This window comes from Phnomibacter sp., from assembly GCF_036803085.1.
GTDB lineage: Bacteria > Bacteroidota > Bacteroidia > Chitinophagales > Chitinophagaceae > Phnomibacter.
The window spans coordinates 892161-915386 of record NZ_DAIRUZ010000001.1; the positions used below are offsets into that span (position 1 = coordinate 892161).

General features: G+C 45.2%; 20 protein-coding genes and 1 tRNA gene. 10 read left to right on the forward strand and 11 right to left on the reverse strand.

All coding sequences use genetic code 11. The features are described 5' to 3' along the window. Positions 1-27: 27 nt before the first annotated feature. Positions 28-2610: a M14 family zinc carboxypeptidase gene (locus V7Q13_RS03800; protein ID WP_333799346.1), complete on the reverse strand. Its 2583-nt coding sequence runs from the start codon at positions 2608-2610 to the stop codon at positions 28-30. 84 nt (positions 2611-2694) lie between these two features. After that, positions 2695-3129: a single-stranded DNA-binding protein gene (locus V7Q13_RS03805; RefSeq protein WP_333799347.1), complete on the reverse strand. Its 435-nt coding sequence runs from the start codon at positions 3127-3129 to the stop codon at positions 2695-2697. 169 nt (positions 3130-3298) lie between these two features. Here V7Q13_RS03805 and V7Q13_RS03810 point away from each other — a divergent pair, with 169 nt between their 5' ends. The 3 genes from V7Q13_RS03810 to V7Q13_RS03820 all read left to right on the forward strand — a co-directional run bounded on the left by V7Q13_RS03810 (position 3299) and on the right by V7Q13_RS03820 (position 5826). After that, entirely contained in the window at positions 3299-3739 is a 441-nt protein-coding gene (locus tag V7Q13_RS03810; RefSeq protein WP_333799348.1) for an aspartyl protease family protein, read from the forward strand. Between the two features lie 124 nt (positions 3740-3863). Beyond that, the gene (gene mnmA, locus V7Q13_RS03815) at positions 3864-4967 is read left to right on the forward strand and encodes a tRNA 2-thiouridine(34) synthase MnmA (RefSeq protein WP_333799349.1); all 1104 of its coding nucleotides are present in this window, start codon (positions 3864-3866) and stop codon (positions 4965-4967) included. 91 nt (positions 4968-5058) lie between these two features. Beyond that, positions 5059-5826 (forward strand): hypothetical protein, encoded by a 768-nt coding sequence (locus V7Q13_RS03820; protein ID WP_333799350.1) that lies wholly within the window; start codon positions 5059-5061, stop codon positions 5824-5826. Positions 5827-5865: 39 nt separating this feature from the next. On the opposite strand, the gene V7Q13_RS03825 is transcribed toward V7Q13_RS03820, so the two are convergent. Beyond that, positions 5866-7050, reverse strand: coding sequence for a methyltransferase domain-containing protein (locus tag V7Q13_RS03825; RefSeq protein ID WP_333799351.1), 1185 nt, complete (start codon positions 7048-7050; stop codon positions 5866-5868). Between the two features lie 20 nt (positions 7051-7070). Continuing rightward, a complete protein-coding gene (gene odhB / locus V7Q13_RS03830) occupies positions 7071-8288 on the reverse strand; it encodes a 2-oxoglutarate dehydrogenase complex dihydrolipoyllysine-residue succinyltransferase (RefSeq protein WP_333799352.1) in 1218 nt (405 codons plus the stop codon). 280 nt (positions 8289-8568) lie between these two features. On the opposite strand from odhB, the gene V7Q13_RS03835 reads away from it, so the two are divergent. Both V7Q13_RS03835 and V7Q13_RS03840 read left to right on the forward strand, forming a co-directional pair. After that, a complete protein-coding gene (locus tag V7Q13_RS03835) occupies positions 8569-10221 on the forward strand; it encodes a hypothetical protein (protein WP_333799353.1) in 1653 nt (550 codons plus the stop codon). A gap of 53 nt (positions 10222-10274) precedes the next feature. Next, positions 10275-11408, forward strand: coding sequence for a T9SS type A sorting domain-containing protein (locus V7Q13_RS03840; RefSeq protein ID WP_333799354.1), 1134 nt, complete (start codon positions 10275-10277; stop codon positions 11406-11408). Between the two features lie 116 nt (positions 11409-11524). Here the strand turns inward: V7Q13_RS03840 and V7Q13_RS03845 are convergent. Then, positions 11525-11595: transfer RNA gene (locus tag V7Q13_RS03845), tRNA-Gln, on the reverse strand. Between the two features lie 203 nt (positions 11596-11798). Here V7Q13_RS03845 and V7Q13_RS03850 point away from each other — a divergent pair. Beyond that, positions 11799-13235, forward strand: coding sequence for a glycoside hydrolase family 125 protein (locus tag V7Q13_RS03850; protein ID WP_333799355.1), 1437 nt, complete (start codon positions 11799-11801; stop codon positions 13233-13235). Here V7Q13_RS03850 and pyrR read toward each other — a convergent pair. Then, positions 13232-13843 (reverse strand): bifunctional pyr operon transcriptional regulator/uracil phosphoribosyltransferase PyrR, encoded by a 612-nt coding sequence (gene pyrR / locus V7Q13_RS03855; RefSeq protein WP_333799356.1) that lies wholly within the window; start codon positions 13841-13843, stop codon positions 13232-13234. The two genes, V7Q13_RS03850 and pyrR, sit on opposite strands and share 4 nt — an antisense overlap. A 53-nt stretch (positions 13844-13896) precedes the next feature. Here pyrR and V7Q13_RS03860 point away from each other — a divergent pair, with 53 nt between their 5' ends. Further along, complete coding sequence (locus tag V7Q13_RS03860; RefSeq protein WP_333799357.1) at positions 13897-15132, forward strand: thioredoxin family protein; 1236 nt, start codon at positions 13897-13899, stop codon at positions 15130-15132. A 90-nt stretch (positions 15133-15222) separates the two neighbouring features. Here V7Q13_RS03860 and V7Q13_RS03865 read toward each other — a convergent pair whose 3' ends face one another. From V7Q13_RS03865 to prfB, 5 genes are all read right to left on the reverse strand, one after another. After that, positions 15223-15765: a group 1 truncated hemoglobin gene (locus V7Q13_RS03865; protein ID WP_333799358.1), complete on the reverse strand. Its 543-nt coding sequence runs from the start codon at positions 15763-15765 to the stop codon at positions 15223-15225. A gap of 30 nt (positions 15766-15795) precedes the next feature. Then, positions 15796-16245, reverse strand: a complete 450-nt coding sequence (locus V7Q13_RS03870; RefSeq protein WP_333799359.1) for a hypothetical protein — start codon at positions 16243-16245, stop codon at positions 15796-15798. Positions 16246-16352: 107 nt separating this feature from the next. Further along, a complete protein-coding gene (pruA, locus tag V7Q13_RS03875; RefSeq protein WP_333799360.1) occupies positions 16353-17981 on the reverse strand; it encodes an L-glutamate gamma-semialdehyde dehydrogenase in 1629 nt (542 codons plus the stop codon). An 83-nt stretch (positions 17982-18064) separates the two neighbouring features. Continuing rightward, positions 18065-18400 (reverse strand): DMT family transporter, encoded by a 336-nt coding sequence (locus V7Q13_RS03880; protein ID WP_333799361.1) that lies wholly within the window; start codon positions 18398-18400, stop codon positions 18065-18067. Between the two features lie 86 nt (positions 18401-18486). Next, a protein-coding gene (gene prfB, locus V7Q13_RS03885; protein WP_442958250.1) for a peptide chain release factor 2 occupies positions 18487-19585 on the reverse strand; the annotation gives its coding sequence in 2 pieces (ribosomal slippage) (positions 18487-19536 and positions 19538-19585; 1098 coding nt in all). Positions 19586-20065: 480 nt separating this feature from the next. Between prfB and V7Q13_RS03890 the strand changes: the two genes are divergently transcribed. From V7Q13_RS03890 to V7Q13_RS03900, 3 genes are all read left to right on the forward strand, one after another. After that, the gene (locus tag V7Q13_RS03890; protein ID WP_333799363.1) at positions 20066-20833 is read left to right on the forward strand and encodes a hypothetical protein; all 768 of its coding nucleotides are present in this window, start codon (positions 20066-20068) and stop codon (positions 20831-20833) included. 141 nt (positions 20834-20974) lie between these two features. Continuing rightward, complete coding sequence (locus V7Q13_RS03895; RefSeq protein ID WP_333799364.1) at positions 20975-21727, forward strand: HNH endonuclease; 753 nt, start codon at positions 20975-20977, stop codon at positions 21725-21727. 164 nt (positions 21728-21891) lie between these two features. Beyond that, positions 21892-23124, forward strand: a complete 1233-nt coding sequence (locus tag V7Q13_RS03900) for a hypothetical protein (protein WP_333799365.1) — start codon at positions 21892-21894, stop codon at positions 23122-23124. Positions 23125-23226: the final 102 nt, after the last annotated feature.

Consider the following 23226-nt stretch of genomic DNA (forward strand, 5'->3'; position numbering starts at 1 on the left):
CACCATTATAAATAGCAGTAGTATTATTTATTCTTCACCAGCTCTGGCAGAAGCTGCATCAATATTTCTGCCGAAAAATATTGCATTCATAAACAGCTTGGCACCACCTAGCCAAAATGCCCTGAAGTTGGGGTTATCGGCCATCAGAATGATCCTACCAGCGCCGCTGGTTTGCACCATTACCGAGGCTGAATTTTTCAACGCTGCATAATTCTGACGGGTGATGAAACCGCTTTGCAACGGGTTGCTGCCATATTTTACAGGCGCTGCATATGGGTTCTTTGGTATTTGCAGGAATACATTGTTCGTTTTAAACAAATCAACGGTACTGCCAGTGTAGCCAAAGCAAAGCGGATGTGTTACATCCATGTCTGCTTTAAAAATGGCGCCATTCATACGCTGTGCGCCGTCTATTTGCTCTTTGGCAAAATAGTTGGGTTTCATGAGGCTGTCCACAGCCGGTGCTACTCTTTTCATATCTGCTTTTACCAAACCATTATCGGCCAGCCAGCTCACTGCATCTTCACAAGCAATGAGTACACCGCCGCCATCAACCCATGCTTTCAGCTTTTCTTTATTGATGGAACTGTAACTGCCACTCACCATTATAATGGTATTGTAGCGGTCGAGATCGGCCCGGTTAAACTGCGCCAAATCGAGGTGCGTGGTACCCATATCCATCCGCTGATCCAGCAGGTGCCACACTTCTCCAGCATCAGTGGCACTTACGCCAGTACCTACCAGCATGGCCACATTGGGGGTGGTTACTTTCTGCATATAGCGGCTACCCAAATCGCTGCCTGCTGTTACATTGCCGGTGCGTAAAGGCGTAAACGTTACAGCAGTAGTTGCGGCAATATCTGCCACTATTTTCGCCAACTCTTTAGCAGCAATTGTTTGTGTTTGATGAGGAATAATAATGGTTCCTCTTTCAAAATTGCGCAGGGAATCATCCATTAAAAACTGCATACTGTTGCCGGCCACTTTTACCTGTACTCCACGCTGCTGCAATTTCCACAAGGCTTTTGGCGCTTCAAAAGCTTTCCAATCCATGAGGTAGCCATAGCTGGCTGTACCGGGCTCAATGGTACCCACATTGGGTTGGTCCACACTTACACGGTCGCCATGCAGCTGTGGCTGTGGCGCATTTACCCCAGCAAAGGGTACACCAAATGCCATAGGCATGGTCCAGGTGGTTACATCATAAAACAAACTGTCGGTGTATTGTAGTTGCTTGTCAAAAACGGTTCTAATCAGTTTGTATTGATACGCAGGCACGGGCACTATGTAGCTTTTGCCTTTGGCAAACCGCTGGTTGCCACTGTTGTAATCGGCTTTCAGTGCAAATACATCTACCCCATGGCGGGTAAGCAGTTGAGCTAAAATCTTTCCTTTTTGCGGATCATTATTATCACCAAAAACAAATTCTTTTTCCGGTGCTGCCGCAGCATCTTTTATCATTTGCTTGTAAAAATCACGCTGATAATTCAGGAGCTCTACCCGCAGATTTTTGGCAGCTTCCAATGTAGAAAGTGTGGTTACAAACTGATTGCGGATGGTGAAAGGAAAAGTCAGCAATCCGTTGTCCGTTTCCTGCACATGCCCACGGCTGCTGGCTTGCTCAAACAATATTCCAATACCGCCCTGCATATCGGAAAAAGTGCTGCCCTTACCGTAGTAAAAATCATCGTAGCCTTCTTTGGTAAAATACAAACTGCCAATGCGATCGAGAAAACGGGCATGAAACTGACCGATTTTTCCGGTAAGTTCCTGGTTCTTCACCGGCGTAAGCGGGTTTACCCGGCTGGGTACACCCGGCTGAAAAAAGAAAGTAGAATTACTACCCATTTCATGATGGTCTGTCAGGATATTGGGTTTCCAGTCGTGAAAATATTTGAGGCGGTTCTGGCTTTCGCGATGTACAGCAGGCAGCCAGTCGCGGTTGAGGTCGAACCAGTAATGGTTGAAACGACCGCCGGGCCAGGCCTCATTGTATTCGCGGCTTTGCGGATCGGCCACCAGGTTTTTGCTTTTGTGCTGGTTGGCCCAGTTGGCAAAGCGGTTCAGTCCATCGGGGTTAAAAGATGGATCCAGCAAAATGATTGTTTTACTTAGCAGGTCTTCTACTTGTGGGCCTTCTGCAGCAGCCAGGTAATACGCCGCCAGCAAGGCGGCATTGCTACCACTGCTTTCATTTCCGTGAATAGAATAGCCCATAGCTACCACAGCTGGCATGCCTTCTGTATCAAGTTTATCGGCATTTAATGGTTGCAGCAATTGTATATGCTGCTGACGCAATAATTCTATGCGGCCCATATTGCCCGGCGAAGAAATAATAAGCAGCAGTTGCTGGCGTCCTTCGTAGGTAGTACCCGTAACCTGCAACTTTATCCGTTGGGGGTTGGCCGCAGCCAGTGCTTTCATATACATCACCAGTTTGTCGTGGGTTACATGCCACTCGCCTACCTCGTGGCCTATTACATCGGCAGGTTTGGGAATACTGGGGTTGTAAGAAATACTGTCGGGCAAATAATAACTGAGCGGTTGAGCCCACAGCGCATTGGTGATAGCCATCAGGCTGCATCCAATTACCAAAAGAAGTTTTCTCATAATGTAAAAGCTGAATGTATTAGGCGGCAAATAATGAAAAACCCTTCCATGTAGGAAGGGTTTAAATGTAGTAAAGTAGCTGATTTAGAAAGGTAAATCATCGCCCAAATCATTTTCGGGGGCGGGAGCACTGTGCATGGTATTGCTACCGCTGCCGGCAGATTGCATTCCATCTTGTGAGCCGCCGCCATTAGGCTGGTCGGCACGGTTGCCCACCAGTTGAAGGCTCAGTACCCGAAGCGATAAAGTAGCACCGGCGGTACCATCCGACCGGGTAAACTGACGCACTTCCGGAGTACCTTCTACATAAACCTGAGCACCTCTTTTAAGATATGGTACTACTCCGGTTCGGTCTGTCCAGTAGGCACATTCTACCCAGGTTGTTTTTTCTTTTTGACCACCACTGCTGTCGCGGTAGCGTTCGGTATGGGCTACGGTAAAATTGATGACATTTTTTCCGTTTACCTGATTTACCAGAGCGTCTTTGCCCAAGTTGCCAATTGCCTGTAGCTTAATCATACGTACACCTCGTTTTTAAATTACTTACTAATAAATGTGTGTTTAAAGTTAATGGGATAGACAGCTGAAAAAACAACCTGCTATTCTTTTTTTAGCTTTTGCCTTGCAAACGTTGCACAAGAGTACTGTCTGGTTTAAGGGTTGGTTACTTTGGTACCGTTATCGACTTATGAAGCAATCCCCCACCTCTGGCAATCAATTATTTTGGCAAGGCCCTTTATTCAAAGCAGAAATTTATGCTGACGAATTGAGCTTTCTTTCCAGCAAAAACAACCGTGGATACGAGCCGTACATTCCCGTTAATTTATTGGTGGATACAGGTTCCAACATTTCCGGTGTAGATTATAGCATTGTCCAAAAACTCAAACTGCCCAAATACGAAGCTCCCGCCGAAGTAGATGGCGTAGGCGGCAAACACAGCCTTAGCCTGTACAGAGCGGTACTCTTTCTCGATATTTTTGGCCAAAAGGGTTTGCCCCTCGACCTGATAGCCGGCGATTACAGCCAAAGCCCGTACGATGGCGTAATAGGCCGTGATGTGCTCCAATACTGCAAATTCACCTTCGATGGCCCTGCCAACCAGTTTGTATTAGAGGCTGTCAACTTTTAGGCAATCCCACGGATAGTTTGTAAAGCCCTTCCTAATTCCGGCATCCGACAAGGACAATTGCAGGCAGATGGCTACTTTTGCAGCCTGTATCCGGACTATGAACCCGGCTCGTACAGTTTAAAACATGAGTAAAAAAGGAAAAGTACTGGTGGCCATGAGTGGTGGCATCGACAGTACAGTAACTGCCCTGATGCTACACGAACAGGGCTATGAAGTAGTAGGCATTACCATGAAAACATGGGATTATGCCAGTAGCGGCACCGGCACCAAGGGTAAAAAAGAAACAGGCTGCTGCAATCTCGACAGTTTCAACGACGCAAGAATGGCCGCGGTGCAGCATGGCTTCCCGCATTTCATCCTCGACATCCGTGAGGAGTTTGGCGATTTTGTGATTGAAAACTTTGTGGATGAATATATGGCGGGCCGTACGCCCAACCCCTGTGTGATGTGCAATACCCACATCAAATGGCGGGCTCTGCTCAAGCGGGCCGATGCGCTGGATTGTGAGTTCATTGCTACAGGCCATTATGGCAATATTCACCAGCATACCAACGGCCGCTATTACATCAGCAAAGGTTTGGACGAAACCAAAGATCAGAGCTATGTACTGTGGGGCCTGCAGCAAGATTTGCTGAGCCGCACCTTGCTGCCGCTTGGTGGCTACCGCAAATCGGAAATACGCCAAATGGCAGAAGACTACGGCTACCCCGAACTGGCTAAAAAAGCCGAGAGCTACGAAATCTGCTTTGTACCCGACAATGACTACCGTGGTTTTTTGAAAAGACGCATCGACGGGCTGGAAGAAAAAGTAGCCGGCGGTTGGTTTGTAGATAAAGCTGGTACAAAACTGGGGCAGCACAAAGGCTATCCATTTTATACCATTGGCCAGCGAAAAGGGTTAGATATCGCATTAGGCAAACCTGCGTATGTAACCCACATTGACCCAGAAACCAACACCGTTGTGCTGGGCGACGAAGCCGACCTGAACCGGGCAGAAATGCTGGTGCAAAAAATAAACTGGTTGAAGTATGACGGCGTAACCGATGGCATGGAAGCCATTACCAAAATCCGCTACAAAGACCAGGGGGCAATCAGTCAGTTGTTCAATGAGGACGACAAAATAAAAGTGCGTTTTTACGAAGATGTAAAAGGCATCGCCCCGGGGCAAAGCGCCGTGTTTTATGAAGGCAACGATGTGATTGGCGGCGGCATTATTCAGCGGTATTAATAACTTGCAGCGCTAACGGTGCTGCAATCTTTTATTTTTGAAATGCTGCTCAATAACAAATAGACTTGTGCCAGCGTTTATACCTCACTGCATGAAAACTAACTGCTTTATATTGTTGATGTTTTTGCTGGGCACCATGGCTATCAGTAGCTGCGGCAGCAAGAACATCGACATGAACAGTCCGGCACTCGCCGATTATTTTCCCATGCAGGCAGGCAAGTACATCACTTACAGAATCGACAGTACGCTGCCTACCCAATTTGGTGCCGACACTACAGTACGTAGTTATAGGGTTAGAGATACATACGATGCGCAATTTACCGATAACCTCGGCCGCAAAGCATGGCGGGTATTTCGCAGCATCAACAATTTGCCAGGTACCAGTGCTTATGTTCCCAACAATACTTTTTCGGCCACGCCTGTTGGCGAAGATTGGGTTGAATGGAATGAAAACAACCTTCGATTTATGAAGTTGCGGTTTCCCATTCAGGAAGGATTCGTGTGGAAGGGCAACAGCTTTATTGATGCAACTTCTATCAATTCTCCCGTTCGATATTTAGCTGATTGGGAATACACCTATCAAAACGTTGGACAGCCATTTACCGTAGGGGGTAAAACATTTCCCAACACCATTACTGTTTTACAACGAGATGAAGTGTTGCCGGAAGGGCCTTTCAATAAATCTTTTTACAAACAATGGAATTACAGCATAGAAGTATATGCAGAAGGCGTTGGCTTGGTATATAAAAACTTTGACCACAAAGTTTGGCAGCCACCTGTGCCCCCGCCCGATTCGAGAGCCGGTTATTGGGAAGATGGCAGCTATCGGGTAGTATTGACCTACATCGATCACAAGTAACAAACGACGAAAGGGTTGGCTTACATGTGAACATCCCAACTATTTTCCTTTCCTCAATACCGCAATAAACATACTGTCGGCCTGATGTTCGATGCCGTTGATGAGTTCGCTGTGTAGCAACTGTATGCCAGATTTTGCAGCTATGCTTTCTACCACAGCTTCGTTTTCAGCCTCAAATACCGAACAGGTAATGTACACTAGCAAACCACCGGGCTTTATGGCTTGCAGCACATTGCCGGCAATGGCTTTTTGCTTTTGCTGAAACTGCAATTCCTGACCAGGCTGAAAGAAATACAATTGCTCTGGCGTACGGGCCCAGGTACCACTGCCACTGCAGGGTACATCGGCAATTACCACATCAAATTTGTCGTGTAAATGCTCTGCCAATGGCGCTGCAACATCGGCCACAAATACCTGATAGTTACGCATGCCTGCTTCAGCAAAACGGGCTTTCAAATTGCTGATAATGCTATCCCTGATATCCGACACGGTAAGTGTAACCGGCGAAAGTTGGTCGTACAGCATAATGGACTTGCCACCACTAGCCGCACAACAATCCCAAGCCAGTACATGCTTCTCCCCTTTTGATGGCCAATATTTGGCAATGATTTGACCTGTTCGCTGGCTGCTGTAATCCTGCACCACTACCTGTTGATTGAGTTTCAACACATCATCCAGCTTGGCGCCATTGGGCAGTTGTATTGTTTCACTACTTAGCCACACGGCTTCAATGCCATGCTTTTCCAGAGCAGCCTTTACCTTGCCCTGAAAGCCAGGCCTTACCCTCACAAATAAATGTGGTTGACGGAGCATGGATTGTGCTAACGCTGCTGCAGTTATGCCATTGCTCACAGCAGGTTCGTTGGGAAAAATATTCAACCATTGCTCTGCAGTAAATTGTTCTGTAACTGCTGTTGCAGGCACTTTTTCTACCCCTTGCAGCCACGCTTCATTTTGGGCAGGCATGCATTGTGCTGCCAGCAAAATGCGATCGGCTACACTCAGAGGCTCCGGCCATTTTCCCAATCGATAAAACTGATACACCAATTGCTGCACCGTTCTTCGGTCTTTGCTGCCCATTTGTTTGTTAGCAGCAAAAAACTGCTTCAAATGAATGGCCAAGGGAGTTTTGCCATCGTACTTTTCAATCACTTTAGTGGCGCTTTGCCAGTAGCTATGGTATCGGCTCATAGGTATAAAAAAATGCCGGAGATCTTCCGGCATTGTATAAAAAGATGATTCAATCAGAGTTCGAGCAAAGTCTTTACCGGGTCTTTGCCAAACAGCAACAACTCGGGATTTTCCAGTAGTTCTTTTACCCGTACCAAAAAACTCACGGACTCACGACCGTCGATAATGCGGTGATCGTAGCTCAGTGCCAGGTACATCATGGGGCGGATTTCTACCTTGCCATTAATAGCCATTGGGCGTTCCTGAATTTTGTGCATGCCCAAAATAGCACTCTGTGGAATGTTGATGATGGGCGTACTCATGAGGCTGCCAAACACACCACCGTTGGTAATGGTGAAAGTGCCGCCAGTCATTTCCTCTATGGTCAGTTTATTCTCACGGGCCTTGGTAGCCAGTTCCACTACTTTCTTTTCAATATCGGCCATGCTCAGGCTTTCCGCATTGCGGATTACGGGCACCACCAAACCTTTAGGGGCACTCACGGCAATAGAAATATCACAGTAGTCGTGGTAAATAATCTGATCGCCATCGATATAGGCATTTACAGCAGGCCATTCTTGCAAAGCATAACTACAAGCCTTGGTGAAAAAGCTCATGAAGCCCAGGTTGACGCCATGTGTTTTGGAGAAACCGTCTTTATACAACTTGCGCAGTTCCATGATGCGGGTCATGTCCACCTCGTTGAACGTGGTGAGCATAGCCGTGGTATTCTTTGCTTCCACCAACCGGCGGCTGACCGTTTTGCGGAGGTTACTCATTTTTTCGGGGCGGTCGTTGCGGCCAAAAGCTACTGTTTGCGGAGCCCGTCCGGGATTTTGCAATGCAGCCAGTACATCTTGCTTGTAAATTTTGCCATTGGCGCCAGAGGGTACCACGTTGGCAGGGTTCACCTGCTTATCGGCGATAATGGCAGCAGCTACAGGAGTAGCTTTTACATCAGCTGCAGGCTTTGCAGGTTCTGAGGTTTGGGTTGCCGGCGCAGCATCTTTGGCAGCTGGTGCAGCAGCGGGCACTTCGGCACCTGCAGGACGCTCAGCAGTAGTATCTATAGAACAAGCGATGTCGCCAATCAGTAAGGTGTCGTTTTCTTTGGCAATGTGCTTGAGCACACCTGCCTGTTCGGCATTGATTTCAAAGGTGGCTTTTTCACTTTCCAGTTCAGCCAATACTTCATCTCGTTCTACCCAGGCACCGTCGGCCTTCAGCCATTTTACCAGGGTAACTTCATTAATGCTTTCGCCAACCGATGGAACTTTGATTTCTAATGCCATTCGAGCTTCCGTTTTTAGGTGGGCAAAGGTGAAGAAAAAAGGTTAACCCCCGTTGCGAAATATTACAGTGGTGAGAAAAAAAAGCGTACAAATTCTACAAAAAATCACTTTAAAATGTGATATAAAGTGTGGCATAATGATTGCATATTTGCCACGAAATCATTGGATTAATGCATGAGGAACACCATTTAATAAACATTTCAACAGTTTTGTTAAAAACTCATCTTCTTTTCCAAATGTTCACAGTATCTTTAGAATGAAAATATCTCAACGACTGATTATGAAACAATTGATCACCATCGGAGTAACATTACTCTCACTTTCCGCACAAGCACAGCTTGTGGTACAAAATGGTGCCACATTTTTCATTGATGCAGGCGCTACTGTAACAGTACAGGGCGATGTAACAGCCAGTGCCAATATAACCGGTACAGGCAAGCTGCTCATGAAAGGCACTGCACTCCAAAACCTGAATCTCAACGGTTTCAGTGTTCCAAATCTTGAAATTGACAACGCCTCCCATGTAGCGCTGGGTGGTGCAGGTCGTGTTGAGGGGGTGCTAACTTTCACCAATGGTAAACTTCAGTTGGGAGCCAATAACCTTACTGTATCTAGTGCCGGATCGTTTACAGGTGCTGCTGCTGGTAAGTTTGTTGAAACCAATGGCACTGGCGAACTCCGCAAAGAATTGACTGCTGCCGGTTCAGTAACCCTTCCCCTCGGCGTTGGTAGCGATTATACACCTCTTCAATATCAGTTGACAGGTGGTACTTATACCAGTGCATTTGTTGCCGGCCGTGCAATCAACGGCGGCCACCCTGCCAAGCACCCACGGTCAACAGACTTCTTGAATAATTATTGGTCTTTGAACAGAAGTGGTGTAGCAGGTGCAACGGTAACAGCAGTTGGTACCTACGTTGATCCTTCTGATGTAACGGGTACCGAAGCTGACCTTCGGGCTATGACTTATAATGGTTCTACATGGGCCCTTGGTTCAGCACAAGACAATGCTGCTAACACAGTAACCGCTGCTGTACCTACCAATACGGGTGATTTGTATGCTATGAACAGGTTTGTGTTGGTAAGCCCTAAAGCATTTTTGCAGGGAGCGTTTGATGTAAATACTGGTTTGATGAGAGATCGCTATCGCAATTCAACCGGTACTTACAGTCCTGGCACGTTACCAGCTTCTAATATTTTACCAACTTCTGATCCCTACAGAAATGCAAGCCTTAGTACTGCTTTTGTTCACGTAGCAAACAGTGTACCTGAAACCTTAACTTCAAGTGCTGTACTGAATGACCAAGCCAATTCACAAAATAATATTGTTGATTGGGTTTTTGTTGAGCTTCGTTCTATTTCTTCTCCAACTGTAGCACCTGTAGTACAAACCAGATCTGCTTTAATTCAAGTGGATGGTGACATAGTTGATATCGATGGATTGAGTCCTGTATATTTTAAAAATATTGATGCTGGTAATTATGCTATCTCTTTACGACACAGAAACCATTTGGGCTTAAGTACGAATCCAGCAATACCTGTGGCTCTTTCTTTAGCGAATACTAATAACGATTTATCAACCGCAGCTGCTGGTAGTTTATTTGGTAGTGCATCAAACAATTATAGTGTCACTTCTGGCAAAAATCTTCTTCTTGCTGGCAACGCATTCCTGAATACTTCATCCAATTATTTGGGCTTGAATACAGATAGGGCTCAAGTATTAACTTTGATGGGAAATGCTGGTGGTTCTCCAACTCCTTCAAGAATCTTATCGACTGGAGCTGATTATTTCACATACGGTTTGGGTGATTTGAACATGAATAGAACTGTTGATTATTTAGGATTAACTCCTGATAGGTCTTTCTTATTGTCTACAGTTTTAGGTGGTGTTCCAAGTCCTTCCCCTGCCAAAACCCAAGTATTGCCTAACTAATAAATTCTGACGCGTAGTTAATCCTCTATCCATTCATTCTCACAATTCAGTATATGAACAAATATTTTTTATCCCTTCTTATTGCGTCGCTCATCTCACTCGGAGCTTGGAGCCAATACGTGAGCTATACGATTAAGCCTGGTTCAAACTCAAGCTCTGCCAAAGTTTTTATTAGGGCGACTGGAGAAATCACTGGAGTTATTTCACAGTCTCTGATTACTTTTACTTTGCCAGCTTCGGTTACACCAATACCATCAGCTAACCTAACTATGGCAGCCCCCTTTGCACATATGGGGCATACAGCGATGCCAGTAACTACTGAAAATATCTCAGGTTCAAACTATTTGGTATTTAATTTCTATAACGCCTATGTAGGTACAATTACTAATACTCTTCCAGCGAATACTGAGCTTGAATTCTGTGAAATACAGTTTGGATACCCCGGCAATCTTCCATCCGAGCTTAGACTAGTTAGTTTGCCAGATGGTGGGGCGAATACAATTTCTTACACTGTACTTGAAGTAGGCGGCACCAACCGTACAAGCGAAACTGCAATTGTTTATGGTAATGGAGCGGTATCAGGAGGTTCATTTTCAGCCTACTCATTCGTACCACTTAATATTGTACTCCCCGTTAAATTCCTCTCTTTCTTCGCCCTGAAGAATGGCAATGATGCCAAACTGAACTGGACAGTTGAAAGCGATGAAAACAACCGTCACTTTGAAGTGGAACGCAGTGTGGATGGCCGTGTATTCAAATCATTTGCCAAAGTAGATGCAAAAGGTAATGGCAAGAGTGTAAATACTTACGAACTCACTGATGCAAACATTAGCAAACTGGGTGTAAACCTTGTGTACTACCGCATTAAGCAAACTGATAAGAATGGAGAACTTACTTATAGTAATGTAAAGAACCTGAACAATGTAAAGAAAAGTACACCTGTTCAACTCTTCCCCAATCCTGTAAAAGCCATCACAAAAGTTGTGGTTGATGTTGATGCGCCTGGTAAGGGTAGCATTATCATCCGTGACCTCAGCGGTAAAATGGTACGCCAGATTAATACTCAATTTATCAAAGGCATCAACCAGCAAGATTTGAATGTTGCAGAACTTGCTTCTGGTGAATATAACATTCAGGTTATTGGCGAAGGATTCAGCCACCAATTAAAACTCACCAAGATCAATTAATAATCACACCTTTAATTGAAACCGAGAACCCAGCAACACTGCTGGGTTCTTTTTTTATGCCAATAAGGAAAATATGCGGCATAAAAAAAGTCAGCAAAAATGCTGACTTTTCTGTGTTGACCCATAAGGATTCGAACCTTAACAGACAGAACCAAAATCTGTAGTGCTACCGTTACACCATGGGTCAATCCGTAATTGGAGCGCAAAAATAGGCGTCAGATATATTCCACCCAAAAATCATTCTGCGTTTTTTGTTTTTTTCTGCTACTTTTTTTCTGCGCCATTCAAATGATTGTGCAGAAGCATTGCATACGCTATTCCGCTTTAGTTCGTTCTTTTACAATGTATTAGCGTGATACACGTTTGCATTGATCACAGAAACACAGCAGCATGAAACGGCGTACTTTTTTACAGCAATCAACACTAACCGGCGCAGCATTTATTGTATCGAAATATGGCTTTGGGCAAAGCAATGATTTTGCTGAAGTGCGGGTAGCAAGGGGTGCCCGGCACTTTACCAGTGAAGCAGTAGAAAAAGTAATTGAAGCAGTACAAAAAAACAGCAGCAATAAAGAACTCGGTTGGTTATTTCACAACTGCTTTCCCAATACGCTGGATACTACCGTGGAATTTGAAATGATCAATGGCAAGCCAGACACCTATGTAATCACCGGTGATATTGATGCCATGTGGTTGAGAGACAGTTCGGCACAAGTGTGGCCTTACCTGCCCTTGCTGAAAGAAGATCCCAACTTACAAATGCTCATTAAGGGTGTCATTCACCGGCAAACAAAATGCATATTGCTCGACCCCTATGCCAACGCATTTTTTAAAGACATGAATAAGGTGAGTGAATGGAAAAGCGACCTCACCAAAATGCAACCCGGCATACACGAACGCAAGTGGGAAATAGACAGCCTTTGCTACCCTATTCGGTTGGCATACGGCTACTGGCAACAAACCGGTGATTTAACCGCCTTTGATGCCGATTGGCGGCAAGCTATGAGGCTGGTGATACAGACATTCAAAGAACAGCAACGCTTCGAAGGCAAGGGGCCATATTCATTTCAGCGGACAACCTCCTGGGCTACCGATGGCGTACCGCTGGGCGGCTATGGTTATCCGGCAAAACCCAATGGTTTGATTTGCTCTATGTTTCGCCCCAGCGACGATGCTACCATTTTCCCATACCTTATTCCCTCCAACTGGTTTGCAGTTTTTGCACTAGAGTGGCTCAATGATATTGCCAAAGCCATTGGTGATGAAGAGCTGGCCCGTCAGTCTTTTGAAATGGGCAATTCATTGGCAAAAGTGCTCTGGGATAGCGCCATCGTCTTTACCCAAACCTTTGGCAATATTTGGGTATATGAAACCAATGGCCTCGGTAGTTGCAACCTGATGGATGATGCAAACATGCCCAGCTTGCTCAGCATTCCATACCTCGGCGAAAACATGTTTGCCAGCACCCGCCAAACCGTGTGGGACAATAGCCGTAAATATTGCTTGTCGGCATCCAATCCATTTTACTTTTCGGGCACAGCCGCCGAAGGCATTGGCAGTCCGCATACCGGCTTAGATATGATTTGGCCCATGAGCATCATTGTACGCGGCCTCACCAGTACAGATGAAACGGAGATGAAAAAATGCCTCGACCTGCTACAGAAAACACACGCAGGAACGGGCTTCATGCATGAGAGTTTTCACAAAGACGATCCCACGAAATTTACCCGCAAATGGTTTGCCTGGGCCAACAGTATGTTTGGTGAATTTATCTGGAAAATGTACCGGAGAAAACCACACCTGCTCAATAGTAAGCCAACAGCTTAACCCAACAACCGCACTTCATCTACCCCATCATTTTCTTTCCAGTGTACCACTACTTTTTGAGAAAAAATGGTATCGATGGTTTTGCCGGTGTAATCGGGCTGAATGGGAATTTCGCGGTTGAATTTACGGTCGATTAAGGTACAGAGGGTCACTTTTGAAGGACGGCCAAAATCGAGCAGCGCATCCAGCGCAGCACGGGTGGTGCGGCCGGTGTACAGCACATCATCAATCAAAATAACTTCCTTGTTTTCAAGGCTCATGTCGAGGTGTGTTTGATTGGGCACCATTATTTCTTTGCGAAAATCATCGCGGTAAAAAGTAATGTCCAGTATGCCGTAAGCTGCCTGCTTGCCATACAAGGCATTCAACTCAACCATTAGCCTTTCACTCAGTTGTACACCACGGGGTTGTATGCCAATGAACACAATGTCATCACAATGAGGATGATCTTCCACTATTTGGTAAGCCAGCCGCTTAATGATGAGGGCAATGGCTTTATCGTTCAACACTTGTTTCATAAACCGTAGCTGCGCAACATTGGCAGCACTCAAATATACGCTGCCAGCAGCATGCGGGCTATTTTGAGTGCTCAAAATCTTTGCAAGCATTTAGGATGCTGCAAACCAGCCGCACCGTAGTTTTATGGTTCATTTTATTGCACATGAAACAACTCTTCACTGCCCTGCTTTTTGTATGTAGCCTTTCTCTGGCGGCACAGGAAACCGGCATTCAGTTTGAACACAACACTACCTGGCAAGCCGTGCTGGAAAAAGCCAAAAAGGAAAACAAATACATTTTTGTGGATGCCTTTACCACCTGGTGCGGCCCTTGCAAAATGATGGCCAAAAACATTTTCCCAAAACCAGAAGTGGGTGCATTTTTCAATCCCAATTTCATCAACCTGAAGGTGCAGCTCGACACCACCAAAAACGACAACGCCGAAGTAAAAGCCTGGTACGCCGCTGCACACGACATCATGGTGAACTACGAAGTGAAAGTGTTTCCCACCTACTTGTTTTTAGATCCCAGTGGCAAGCTGGTACATCGTTCGGTGGGCTCATCTGATGCCGCCACTTTTATTGCCAAGGCCAAAAGAGCCCTCGATCCGGCCACCCAATATTTTACCCTCAAGGAAAAATTTACCGCCGGCGACAGAACACCTGCCTTACTGAAAACACTGGCCAACGCTGCCATGGAAGCGTATGATATGCCCAATGTAAAAGTGTTTGCAGATGCATATGTAGCGACACAACAAGATTTGCTCACCAAAGAAAACATTGAGTTTTTGAGCAAGCTCACTCAATCGAGTCAGGATAAAGGTTTTGCATTGATGCTGCAGCATTCCGAAGCATTTGACGCAGTGTTGGGTAAAGGAAAAACGAAAAACACGGTTCGTGCCATCATCCTGCAGGAAGATGTGTTTCCCGTAATTTGGAGCCCAACGGGCAAAGCCTTTCAATGGAATACACTGCAGCAAGATTTGCAAAAGAAGTATGGCAAAACGGGTGAAGAAACCGCAGCCTATGCACAGGTGTTTTATTACCAGCAAACCGGTAACTGGGACGACTTCGCTCCTGCCGTTACCAAATTTATGCAGCATTTTGGCAGCGATTTACCCGCTGCAGAACTCAACAGTTTTGCCTGGGCCATTTTCGAACATTGCAGCGACATGAACTGTGTAGAGCAAGCCGTAGAATGGGCTAAAAAAGCAGCTATTGAAAAAGACGCCAACTACTATGACACTTATGCCAACCTGCTCTACAAATCGGGCAAACGCAAAGAAGCCATTGCCGCACAAGAGCAAACCATTGCACTGGCCAAAGCTACCGGCAACGCCAATGTAGACGATTTTGAAGCTACACTTGAAAAAATGAAAAAAGGCGAGAAAACCTGGTAAGCCATTACCGCTACATAAATACGAAGCCGGTTGCAATTGCAACCGGCTTTTGTGTGGGATCGGGGGTATTAACGCTGCTATACAAAAAGCTTACTGCTGTACTATCACCGAACGCAAAGTTTCCAGCAACTTGCCAACTTCCTGAATCAGTTCGGTAGGTACTTTATTCTTTTGTGCACCAATTACTACATCGCCTACAAATGCATCGTAATCAGCATTTGTGCTTTTTTTGGCCATACGTGGATTACGGGCAGGATCATGTGCTGCGGCCATGCCCAAACCACTGTACGTAAAGTTTTTGGCACCGGTAGCTACGCAAAAAAAGTCGGTCAGGTTTTTACTAAGGATAGCCAGGTTGGTAGTATTGCCGGCTGTTACTTCAGTCAGCAATGGCGTAAAAAAAGGCTGCATTTTAGGGTCGGCCGCAATTACAAAAATGCTGCTGTCTACCACACTCCGCAAACCCAGCCTACCCTTCTCAATCATTTGTGCACTGTTGGTAGGATCGGCTACCATGGCACTACCGCCCAACTTGGCATACAAACTATTGTCCACCATTTCGTTGCTGTCTTTTTTGCAGGCTACCGCCAGCATGGCTACAGCTGCAGCCATCACAAATACTTGCTTTCTCATAGAATCGGATTTAATGATTATGGTTAGGTATTAAAAAATGCGCTGGAAAAACGAACCGAGTTTGTAGGTGACACTCGATTTATCGATGACAGGACAACTACCCGCCATATCATTTGCCGAAGGCTTGTACAAAGAAGTAGCCATCGGCAATTTCGTTTTCATAGATTGATAAATACTGGTAGCATCACTATTGCGATTGTCGAAGGCAAACACCAGCCAGCCTTGTTCTGTATTCATATGACTGTACTTCACCAATGCATGCTGGTGAAAATACGCCTGCACCTTTACTGCGATGGGCGAATCGAGTGGCGCTGCAAACTCAATGCGGGCCATCTGCCAATGCTTGGTGGGCAATTGCTCACGGTGCGTTACATCATAAATATGAACGGCGAGAATAACGACCAATATGCCCGTAATGCTCAATAAAGACAAACCAATCCTTGTCAACCATTGGCGGCGGTTGCTGCGTTGCTGTTTCATAGATCCGACATTTGAAAGAGATACGCTGCGAGGTTTTGCTTTGGATGACAGCCAACAAAAAAAAGCTACCCGAATGGATAGCTTTTGAAATTCAATGTTGATTGCAATTATGATTGCAGGAACGGATACCGATAGTCAACCGGTGAGTTGTACGTTTCCTTAATGGTGCGGGCACTCAACCAACGATACAGGTTGAGCATGCTGCCTGCCTTATCATTGGTACCACTGGCTCGGGCACCACCAAAAGGCTGCTGACCTACCACGGCACCAGTTGGTTTATCGTTGATGTAGAAGTTGCCTGCAGCATGACGCAAACGCTTGGTAGCAGCATCAATAGCCGAACGGTCTTGTGCCAATACAGCACCGGTTAATGCGTATGGAGAAGTACCATCTACCAAATCCATCGCCTTCTCAAATTCATCGGCTTTGTAGGTGTAAATGGTGAGCACGGGGCCGAAAAGTTCTTCGCACATGGTCACGTATTTCGGATCACGTACTTCAATGATGGTAGGCTCTATAAAGAAACCATCTTTCTTGCTGCAGTTGCCACCGGTGAGGATTTTGGCCTTGCGGTCTTTCTTCGCTGCATCAATGTATTTCTTCAGTTTATCAAAACTCTTCTCATCAATTACGGCGTTTACAAAATTGCCAAAGTCTTCTACCGTACCCATCTTCATGGTTTCTACTTCAGCAACCAGTTTGGCTTTAATGCGGTCGGCCAGATTGCTGGGCAGGTAAGCACGGCTGGCAGCAGAACATTTTTGTCCCTGATACTCAAACGCACCACGGGCCAAGGCTGTTACCACAGCATCAACGTCTGCAGATTTATGTACCAGCACAAAATCTTTACCACCTGTTTCGCCTACAATGCGTGGATAGCTTTTGTACTTAGGCGTATTGGCGCCAATAGTAGCCCACATGTGGTTGAACACACCGGTAGAACCTGTGAAGTGTACACCTGCAAAATCAGGATGATTGAAACACACATCGCCAATGGTTGGACCATCCACATACACAAGGTTGATCACACCATCGGGCAGGCCGGCTTCCATCAAAATCTTCATGAACATTTGCGCCGAATAAATCTGCGTGTTGGCAGGCTTCCAAACCACTACGTTGCCACACATGGCAGCGCTGGTGGGCAGGTTGCCACCAATGGCCGTAAAGTTGAACGGCGTAACCGCCAGCACAAAACCTTCGAGGGCTCTCCACTCCATGCGGTTGTGCATGCCGGGAGCACTGATGGGCTGCTGCTTATAAATCTCACTCAGAAAATGCACATTGAAACGCAGGAAGTCGATGAGTTCGCAGGCAGCATCAATCTCTGCCTGAAACGCATTTTTACTCTGGCCCAGCATGGTGGTACCATTGATGTAAAAACGATACTTGGTAGCCAGCAAATCGGCTGCTTTCAAAAAGATAGCGGCACGTTCTTCCCATGGCATGGCTTCCCAGGTAGGCTTGGCTTTCAGCGCAGCATCAATAGCTTGCTGCACATGCGCTTTGGTACCGGCATGGTAGTAGCCCAGCACATGGTTGCGTTCATGCGGCTGATGAATGGGATGCTTATCGCCACTGCGTACCGCACGGCCGCCTATGTATTGCGGAATGTCGGCTTCTTTTTTCTTCAGCTCAGCCAGTGCTTTTTGTAAGGCATCACGCTCCTTACTACCGGGTGCATACTGCAATACCGGTTCGTTGGCCGGCATCGGATAAGAGAAAGTTCCAAAGCTCATAAATGCAATTTTGAAAATGATGAATTTGAAAATTTGACAATGGTGCGAAAGTGTGTGTATTTTTTAGCTGCAATCCGTGCCCGTTATGCCGGGGTTGCAGGTGTTTCCGAAAAATATTTTAGTCCTACTATCGACAGAATGAGTGTACACAAAAAGAACATGCGCCAAAAGCTCACCGGCTCTTTGTAATACAGTATACCAATAATCATCGTGCCTGCTGCCCCAATACCCGTCCACACTGCATAAGCGGTGCCAATGGGTATTTGCTGAACCGCTTTGTTAAGCAACACAATACTCAGCACATAGAAGGTTACAAATATGACCGACCATTTAAGATTGCTGAAGTTTTGTGTGAGCTTCAAACTACCGGCAAAAGCAATTTCGCAACAGGCAGCAAGTATGAGATACAGCCAAGCCATAAGGATGTTTTGATGTATGATAGCTGATGGCTGATGTAAAACGTCATTCAAAAATATCAGACATCTTACATCACACATCCACACATTTAAGCACTTGTTTCTCCTTCTTTTTCACTCATCAAATACGCGTTGATGAATCCGTCGAGTTCGCCGTCCATTACCGGGCCAACGTTGCCTACTTCATAATCCGTTCGGTGATCCTTAATCATTTTGTATGGATGGAACACATAGCTACGAATCTGGCTGCCCCACTCAATCTTTTTCTTGCTGGCATTGGCCGCGTCTTTCAGCGCATTGCGTTTTTGCAGCTCCAGTTCGTACAGCTTACTGCGCAGCATTTGCATGGCCAGCATACGGTTGCCCAGCTGGCTGCGGTCTTGCTGACACACCACCACGATGCCCGTAGCAATATGGGTGAGCTGCACTTTGGTTTCCACCTTGTTTACGTTTTGGCCACCGGCGCCACCACTGCGACTCGTTTCCATTTTCACATCGCTGTCTTTCAGGTCAATCTCAATGGAATCGTCTACCAGCGGGTACACATACACACTGGCGAATGACGTGTGGCGGCGGGCATTGCTGTCGAAGGGCGAAATACGCACCAGGCGATGCACCCCGCTTTCCGCTTTCAAAAAGCCATACGCAAAAGGCCCGTCGAACTGGAAGGTGGCGGTTTTGATACCCGCACCATCACCATCGGTCCAGTCGAGTTCGGTCACGGTCCAGCCTTGTTTTTCGCCGTACATTTTGTACATGCGGGCCAGTATCTGTGCCCAATCCTGGCTTTCGGTACCACCTGCCCCGCTATTGATTTGCAGCACGGCTGGCAGTTCATCTTCCGGTTGGTTCAGCGTACTCTTAAATTCGGCTTCTTCGATGACTTCTTTGGCAGCGTCAAAAGCCTGCTGCACATTGGCTTCACTCTCCTCGCCTTCTTTCCAGAATTCGAAGAGCACCGCAAAATCTTCCACAGCCGTTTCTACACGGTTGTACAAATCAATCCAAAACTCATTGGCTTTGATTTCTTTGAGAATGGCGGTGGCCCGGGTATTGTCGTCCCAAAAACCCGGCGAGAGGCTCAACTGTTTGTCGTTGTCTACTTTGGCTTGTCGGTTAGCGACGTCAAAGAAACCTCCTCAGGACACTCACACGGTCCCTCATATCCTTCAATTGTTCTGTTGTCATAGTGCCGCAAAAGTAAGGGCTTATATGTTTGCCCCGTAATAACGGAAGATGAATTAAGAATTTGCAGTGGGCAGTTTGCAGTTTGCAAGTAACACTGTCCTGCAAACTGCTGAAAGCAATCTCCTTCTATTAGTGGACAGTAGGCAGTAAACAGTTTGCAATTTGCAAGAAAGTCTGCCCTGAAAAATGCCGAACTCAATCTACAAATGTTACTGGATAGTTTGAAGCAGGCAGTTTGCAAGAAAGACTGCCCTGCAAACTGCATACTGCAAATTGCAAACTCCACTTCGTGCCCCTCTTTGCCTCCGTGTCTCCGTGGTTCAAACAATCAGTTTCCAGTTTGCAATCCTCAGTTTGCTGTAGTCAAACGGTTGCCTTGCAAATTGCATATTGCCAATTGCAAACTCTCCTAAACTCTTCGTGCCCCTTCGTGTCTCCTTCGTGCCTTCGTGGTTCAAAAAAACCTACTACTTTCCCCTTATGAAAAACTTCCTTCTTGCCAGCATCGTGCTACTCTCTCTTCCAGCCCATAGCCAACCCAACAGCAGTACCCACCAGCTCGGCAGCACAAGCATCCGGTTTGTACAAACCTGCGGCCAGCCCCAAGCCGGCATCAGCTGGCTGCATGTACACGAAAACGAAACCACTGCCGTCGCCACCGCCAAAGCCCTCATCGACAGCCTGCAGCTGGGTTGCTTTGTTACATGGCAGCACAGCGGCGACCGCTATGTGAGCTACCAGCTGGCGGGCAAACAATACAAGTTTGACCCCAACCGCATTTATACGCCCAAAGGATTGGCCGCCACCCTCAAAGCCAATGGCCACTACTCCGCCAAAGGCTACAAAGCCGCACAACAACTGGCCGATGCATTTATTAGGAAGTATGTAGCCGGCAACCGGCTGGTGATAGCCATGCACAACAATAGCGATGGCGGTGGCCTGCACATCAAAAGCTATTTGCCCGGTGGCGACTATGCCAACGATGCTGCTGAAGTATATGTAAACGAAGCCGCCGATATCGACGATTTCTTCTACACCACTGACAAACGCATTTTTGATTTTCTGAAAGCCAGGGGCTTTAATATCCTGCTGCAAAAGAATGCCACCGTTACCGACGATGGCTCACTGAGTGTGTACTGCGGCAACCAGCAAATGGCCTACCTCAACATTGAAGCCCAGCAAGGCCACCTCGCCGAACAAAAAGCCATGATGCTGGCGGTATATGAGATGATTCGGGCGTTGTTTTGAGGGAACACCTGAAGTTGTATTGGCGAAAGTTTTTGGTGTTTGGGAAGAATGACTAACTAACCAGCGGAAATAGAGTTATGTAATTAGATGTAAGTTAAATCTTTGAACACTTTATACTATTTTGGACTAGTTCACAATATTATGGAATCGCTACAGGAGTTTCACTATAATTCAATTTATGAGCTTGCTGACCTAATTGATAGTTCTGTTAAAGCAGAGGTAGATTTTTGGGGCCACAATGAAGAGTATTTCATAGAAATATCTTCCAAGTTCTCAAAAGACACATTACTTCACTTGTACATTGTAATTACTGCTACTAATTTCTATCGTCGAGATTTTAAGAAAAATCCTGAGCTGTATGAAGAGGAAGAGGATTTAGAAAAGTGGTACATTCTTTTCGACACGTATTCAATAGAATTTAAACGTTTAAACCTAAAGCAAATTCAATCATCAAGTGAATGGTTTGAAACTAATACCGAAGCATTCTTTGCTCTTTTCGAGAAAATGGCTGAGGAGGTTTTTTACATATTGTTTGCCAATCGGGACTTCCTTCTTAGATTTAATTCTATAGCTGCGAAAACAATAAAAGAAACACGCTTTCCAATCAATTTAGTAACTAAAAAAGGAACAATTAGACGTGTTACTATTCCACAGTGGGTTAAGAAAGCTGTCTATCACAGAGAGAAAGGCCGATGTGTTTTCTGCAACGCTGACTTAACAGGCCTAATCAATATTTTCAATACATCCAACTACGACCATATCGTACCATTGGATCTTTTTGGCGCAAACGATCCCTGTAATATTCAATTAAGTTGTGAAAAGTGTAATAAAAGCAAAAAAAATAAAGTCGGCGCAACAAGCAACTTCTATACACCTTGGTGGAAAAATAAATGAATTCCGTTATATGCTTGGAGAAATTGAAACGCAGCAAATTAGAACTCTTCTCAAAGAATGCTATTGGAAACTAAAACAATAGGAAGGTCTTCAAATACACATTTGACGTATCACCGATACCATTAAGTTGTGGTAAAATACTTACTTAATTATCTTATAGCTAAATGGCAAAGCAGACACCAAAAAAAGTAGTAGACACAAAGCTAAATGTATTGTTACAACAAAAGCAAGCATTCCAAAATACTATTGACAATCTTGAATTGGAAATAGCAAGGCTGCAAGAGCAACACGAGCAAGATAAAAAAAACAGGAATGTAGCATCTGAAATAGAAAGCTCATACAAAAAAAATCGAATGTCCCATCTTCTCAGTCTTAATAAAAAATATTCTGAATTAAAAAGGACGATTAAAATAACAAAAAACTCAACTTTAGAAAGCAAGCTTTCAAATCTTAGGACGATGGTTTCCAAAAAAAAGGGAAAGCTGCTTGTAATAGATAAAGAAATTACGAATAGACAAGTTGAATTAAAAAAGCAAATGGACTTAGCTAAGCCCAAAAAGCAAATCGCTTTAACTAATAACAAACAAACAACCTCTCTGACTAAGAAGAACAACATAAAAGAGGCTCCCTCAAATCCTAAATTTTCTCCACAATACACACAGTCTGTTAACGTTGGCAAAGTAATTTTCGATGCTGAATGGGATAATGTAAGCTTTGGTGATGGTTTTATTCACATTAAACATAATGGACGATTGTATCGAAAAGACCTAATTCAATCGAAAAAATATCTTAATGAGATAAAGCACTTTTATAAGTTTCATAATGTTCCCAAACTGAGAGTGATACTTTACGGATCTATAGTAAAAGCTATCGAGAATCAAGAAGTTTTGTTTTACCATATAGACTTCTTAACAATTGCTGCTTCAAACTTCGGAATTATACTAATAAAACCCTTCAGATTACAAGATTGGAAGAAATACACAAAGCAATTCTATAAGACAAATTTGTCATTTGTCTTTCACTCTTATACATTGAAAAGGCTATGCGAATACTGCGACCCCAATCTACCCATCATCCCTGTTGGTGAGGTGGTCATAAATAGTAACGGATCAAAGACTATTCACAATTCCTTTCTTTTTCCAATTAAAGCGAAAACAGGGCATTCTATAGTTTGGGAAAGCATTGAAGAGTCAAAGGCAAGCTATGTATTTTCCGTAACCGCTTTCACTGACAAAGAAGTCCAAACTCTGTTCGATTATATTGCAGGCGACACACCTCAAAAAAGAATGACTTTAATAAATTCAAAAATGCTTCAGAATAGACTTAAAATGAAATGCAGAATTCTCCATACAGAATTTTCAGCATGGGACATAGGAATTCGGATACTTTGCAAATGACATTTTACCATAAAAACACATCCTCCTGTAGGCGGACCTTATTTTCGGTGGTAGTATAAAACACTTTGTGTAAATGTATTCTATAGCTGTGTTCAGAGGTAA

Bases quoted from the DNA above. Each gene is read 5' to 3' on its own strand.
- V7Q13_RS03800 (WP_333799346.1), bottom strand. From the start codon at position 2,610: ATGAGAAAACTTCTTTTGGTAATTGGATGCAGCCTGATGGCTATCACC.
- V7Q13_RS03805 (WP_333799347.1), bottom strand. From the start codon at position 3,129: ATGATTAAGCTACAGGCAATTGGCAACTTGGGCAAAGACGCTCTGGTA.
- V7Q13_RS03810 (WP_333799348.1), top strand. From the start codon at position 3,299: ATGAAGCAATCCCCCACCTCTGGCAATCAATTATTTTGGCAAGGCCCT.
- mnmA (WP_333799349.1), top strand. From the start codon at position 3,864: ATGAGTAAAAAAGGAAAAGTACTGGTGGCCATGAGTGGTGGCATCGAC.
- V7Q13_RS03820 (WP_333799350.1), top strand. From the start codon at position 5,059: ATGAAAACTAACTGCTTTATATTGTTGATGTTTTTGCTGGGCACCATG.
- V7Q13_RS03825 (WP_333799351.1), bottom strand. From the start codon at position 7,050: ATGCCGGAAGATCTCCGGCATTTTTTTATACCTATGAGCCGATACCAT.
- odhB (WP_333799352.1), bottom strand. From the start codon at position 8,288: ATGGCATTAGAAATCAAAGTTCCATCGGTTGGCGAAAGCATTAATGAA.
- V7Q13_RS03835 (WP_333799353.1), top strand. From the start codon at position 8,569: ATGAAACAATTGATCACCATCGGAGTAACATTACTCTCACTTTCCGCA.
- V7Q13_RS03840 (WP_333799354.1), top strand. From the start codon at position 10,275: ATGAACAAATATTTTTTATCCCTTCTTATTGCGTCGCTCATCTCACTC.
- V7Q13_RS03850 (WP_333799355.1), top strand. From the start codon at position 11,799: ATGAAACGGCGTACTTTTTTACAGCAATCAACACTAACCGGCGCAGCA.
- pyrR (WP_333799356.1), bottom strand. From the start codon at position 13,843: ATGCTTGCAAAGATTTTGAGCACTCAAAATAGCCCGCATGCTGCTGGC.
- V7Q13_RS03860 (WP_333799357.1), top strand. From the start codon at position 13,897: ATGAAACAACTCTTCACTGCCCTGCTTTTTGTATGTAGCCTTTCTCTG.
- V7Q13_RS03865 (WP_333799358.1), bottom strand. From the start codon at position 15,765: ATGAGAAAGCAAGTATTTGTGATGGCTGCAGCTGTAGCCATGCTGGCG.
- V7Q13_RS03870 (WP_333799359.1), bottom strand. From the start codon at position 16,245: ATGAAACAGCAACGCAGCAACCGCCGCCAATGGTTGACAAGGATTGGT.
- pruA (WP_333799360.1), bottom strand. From the start codon at position 17,981: ATGAGCTTTGGAACTTTCTCTTATCCGATGCCGGCCAACGAACCGGTA.
- V7Q13_RS03880 (WP_333799361.1), bottom strand. From the start codon at position 18,400: ATGGCTTGGCTGTATCTCATACTTGCTGCCTGTTGCGAAATTGCTTTT.
- V7Q13_RS03890 (WP_333799363.1), top strand. From the start codon at position 20,066: ATGAAAAACTTCCTTCTTGCCAGCATCGTGCTACTCTCTCTTCCAGCC.
- V7Q13_RS03895 (WP_333799364.1), top strand. From the start codon at position 20,975: ATGGAATCGCTACAGGAGTTTCACTATAATTCAATTTATGAGCTTGCT.
- V7Q13_RS03900 (WP_333799365.1), top strand. From the start codon at position 21,892: ATGGCAAAGCAGACACCAAAAAAAGTAGTAGACACAAAGCTAAATGTA.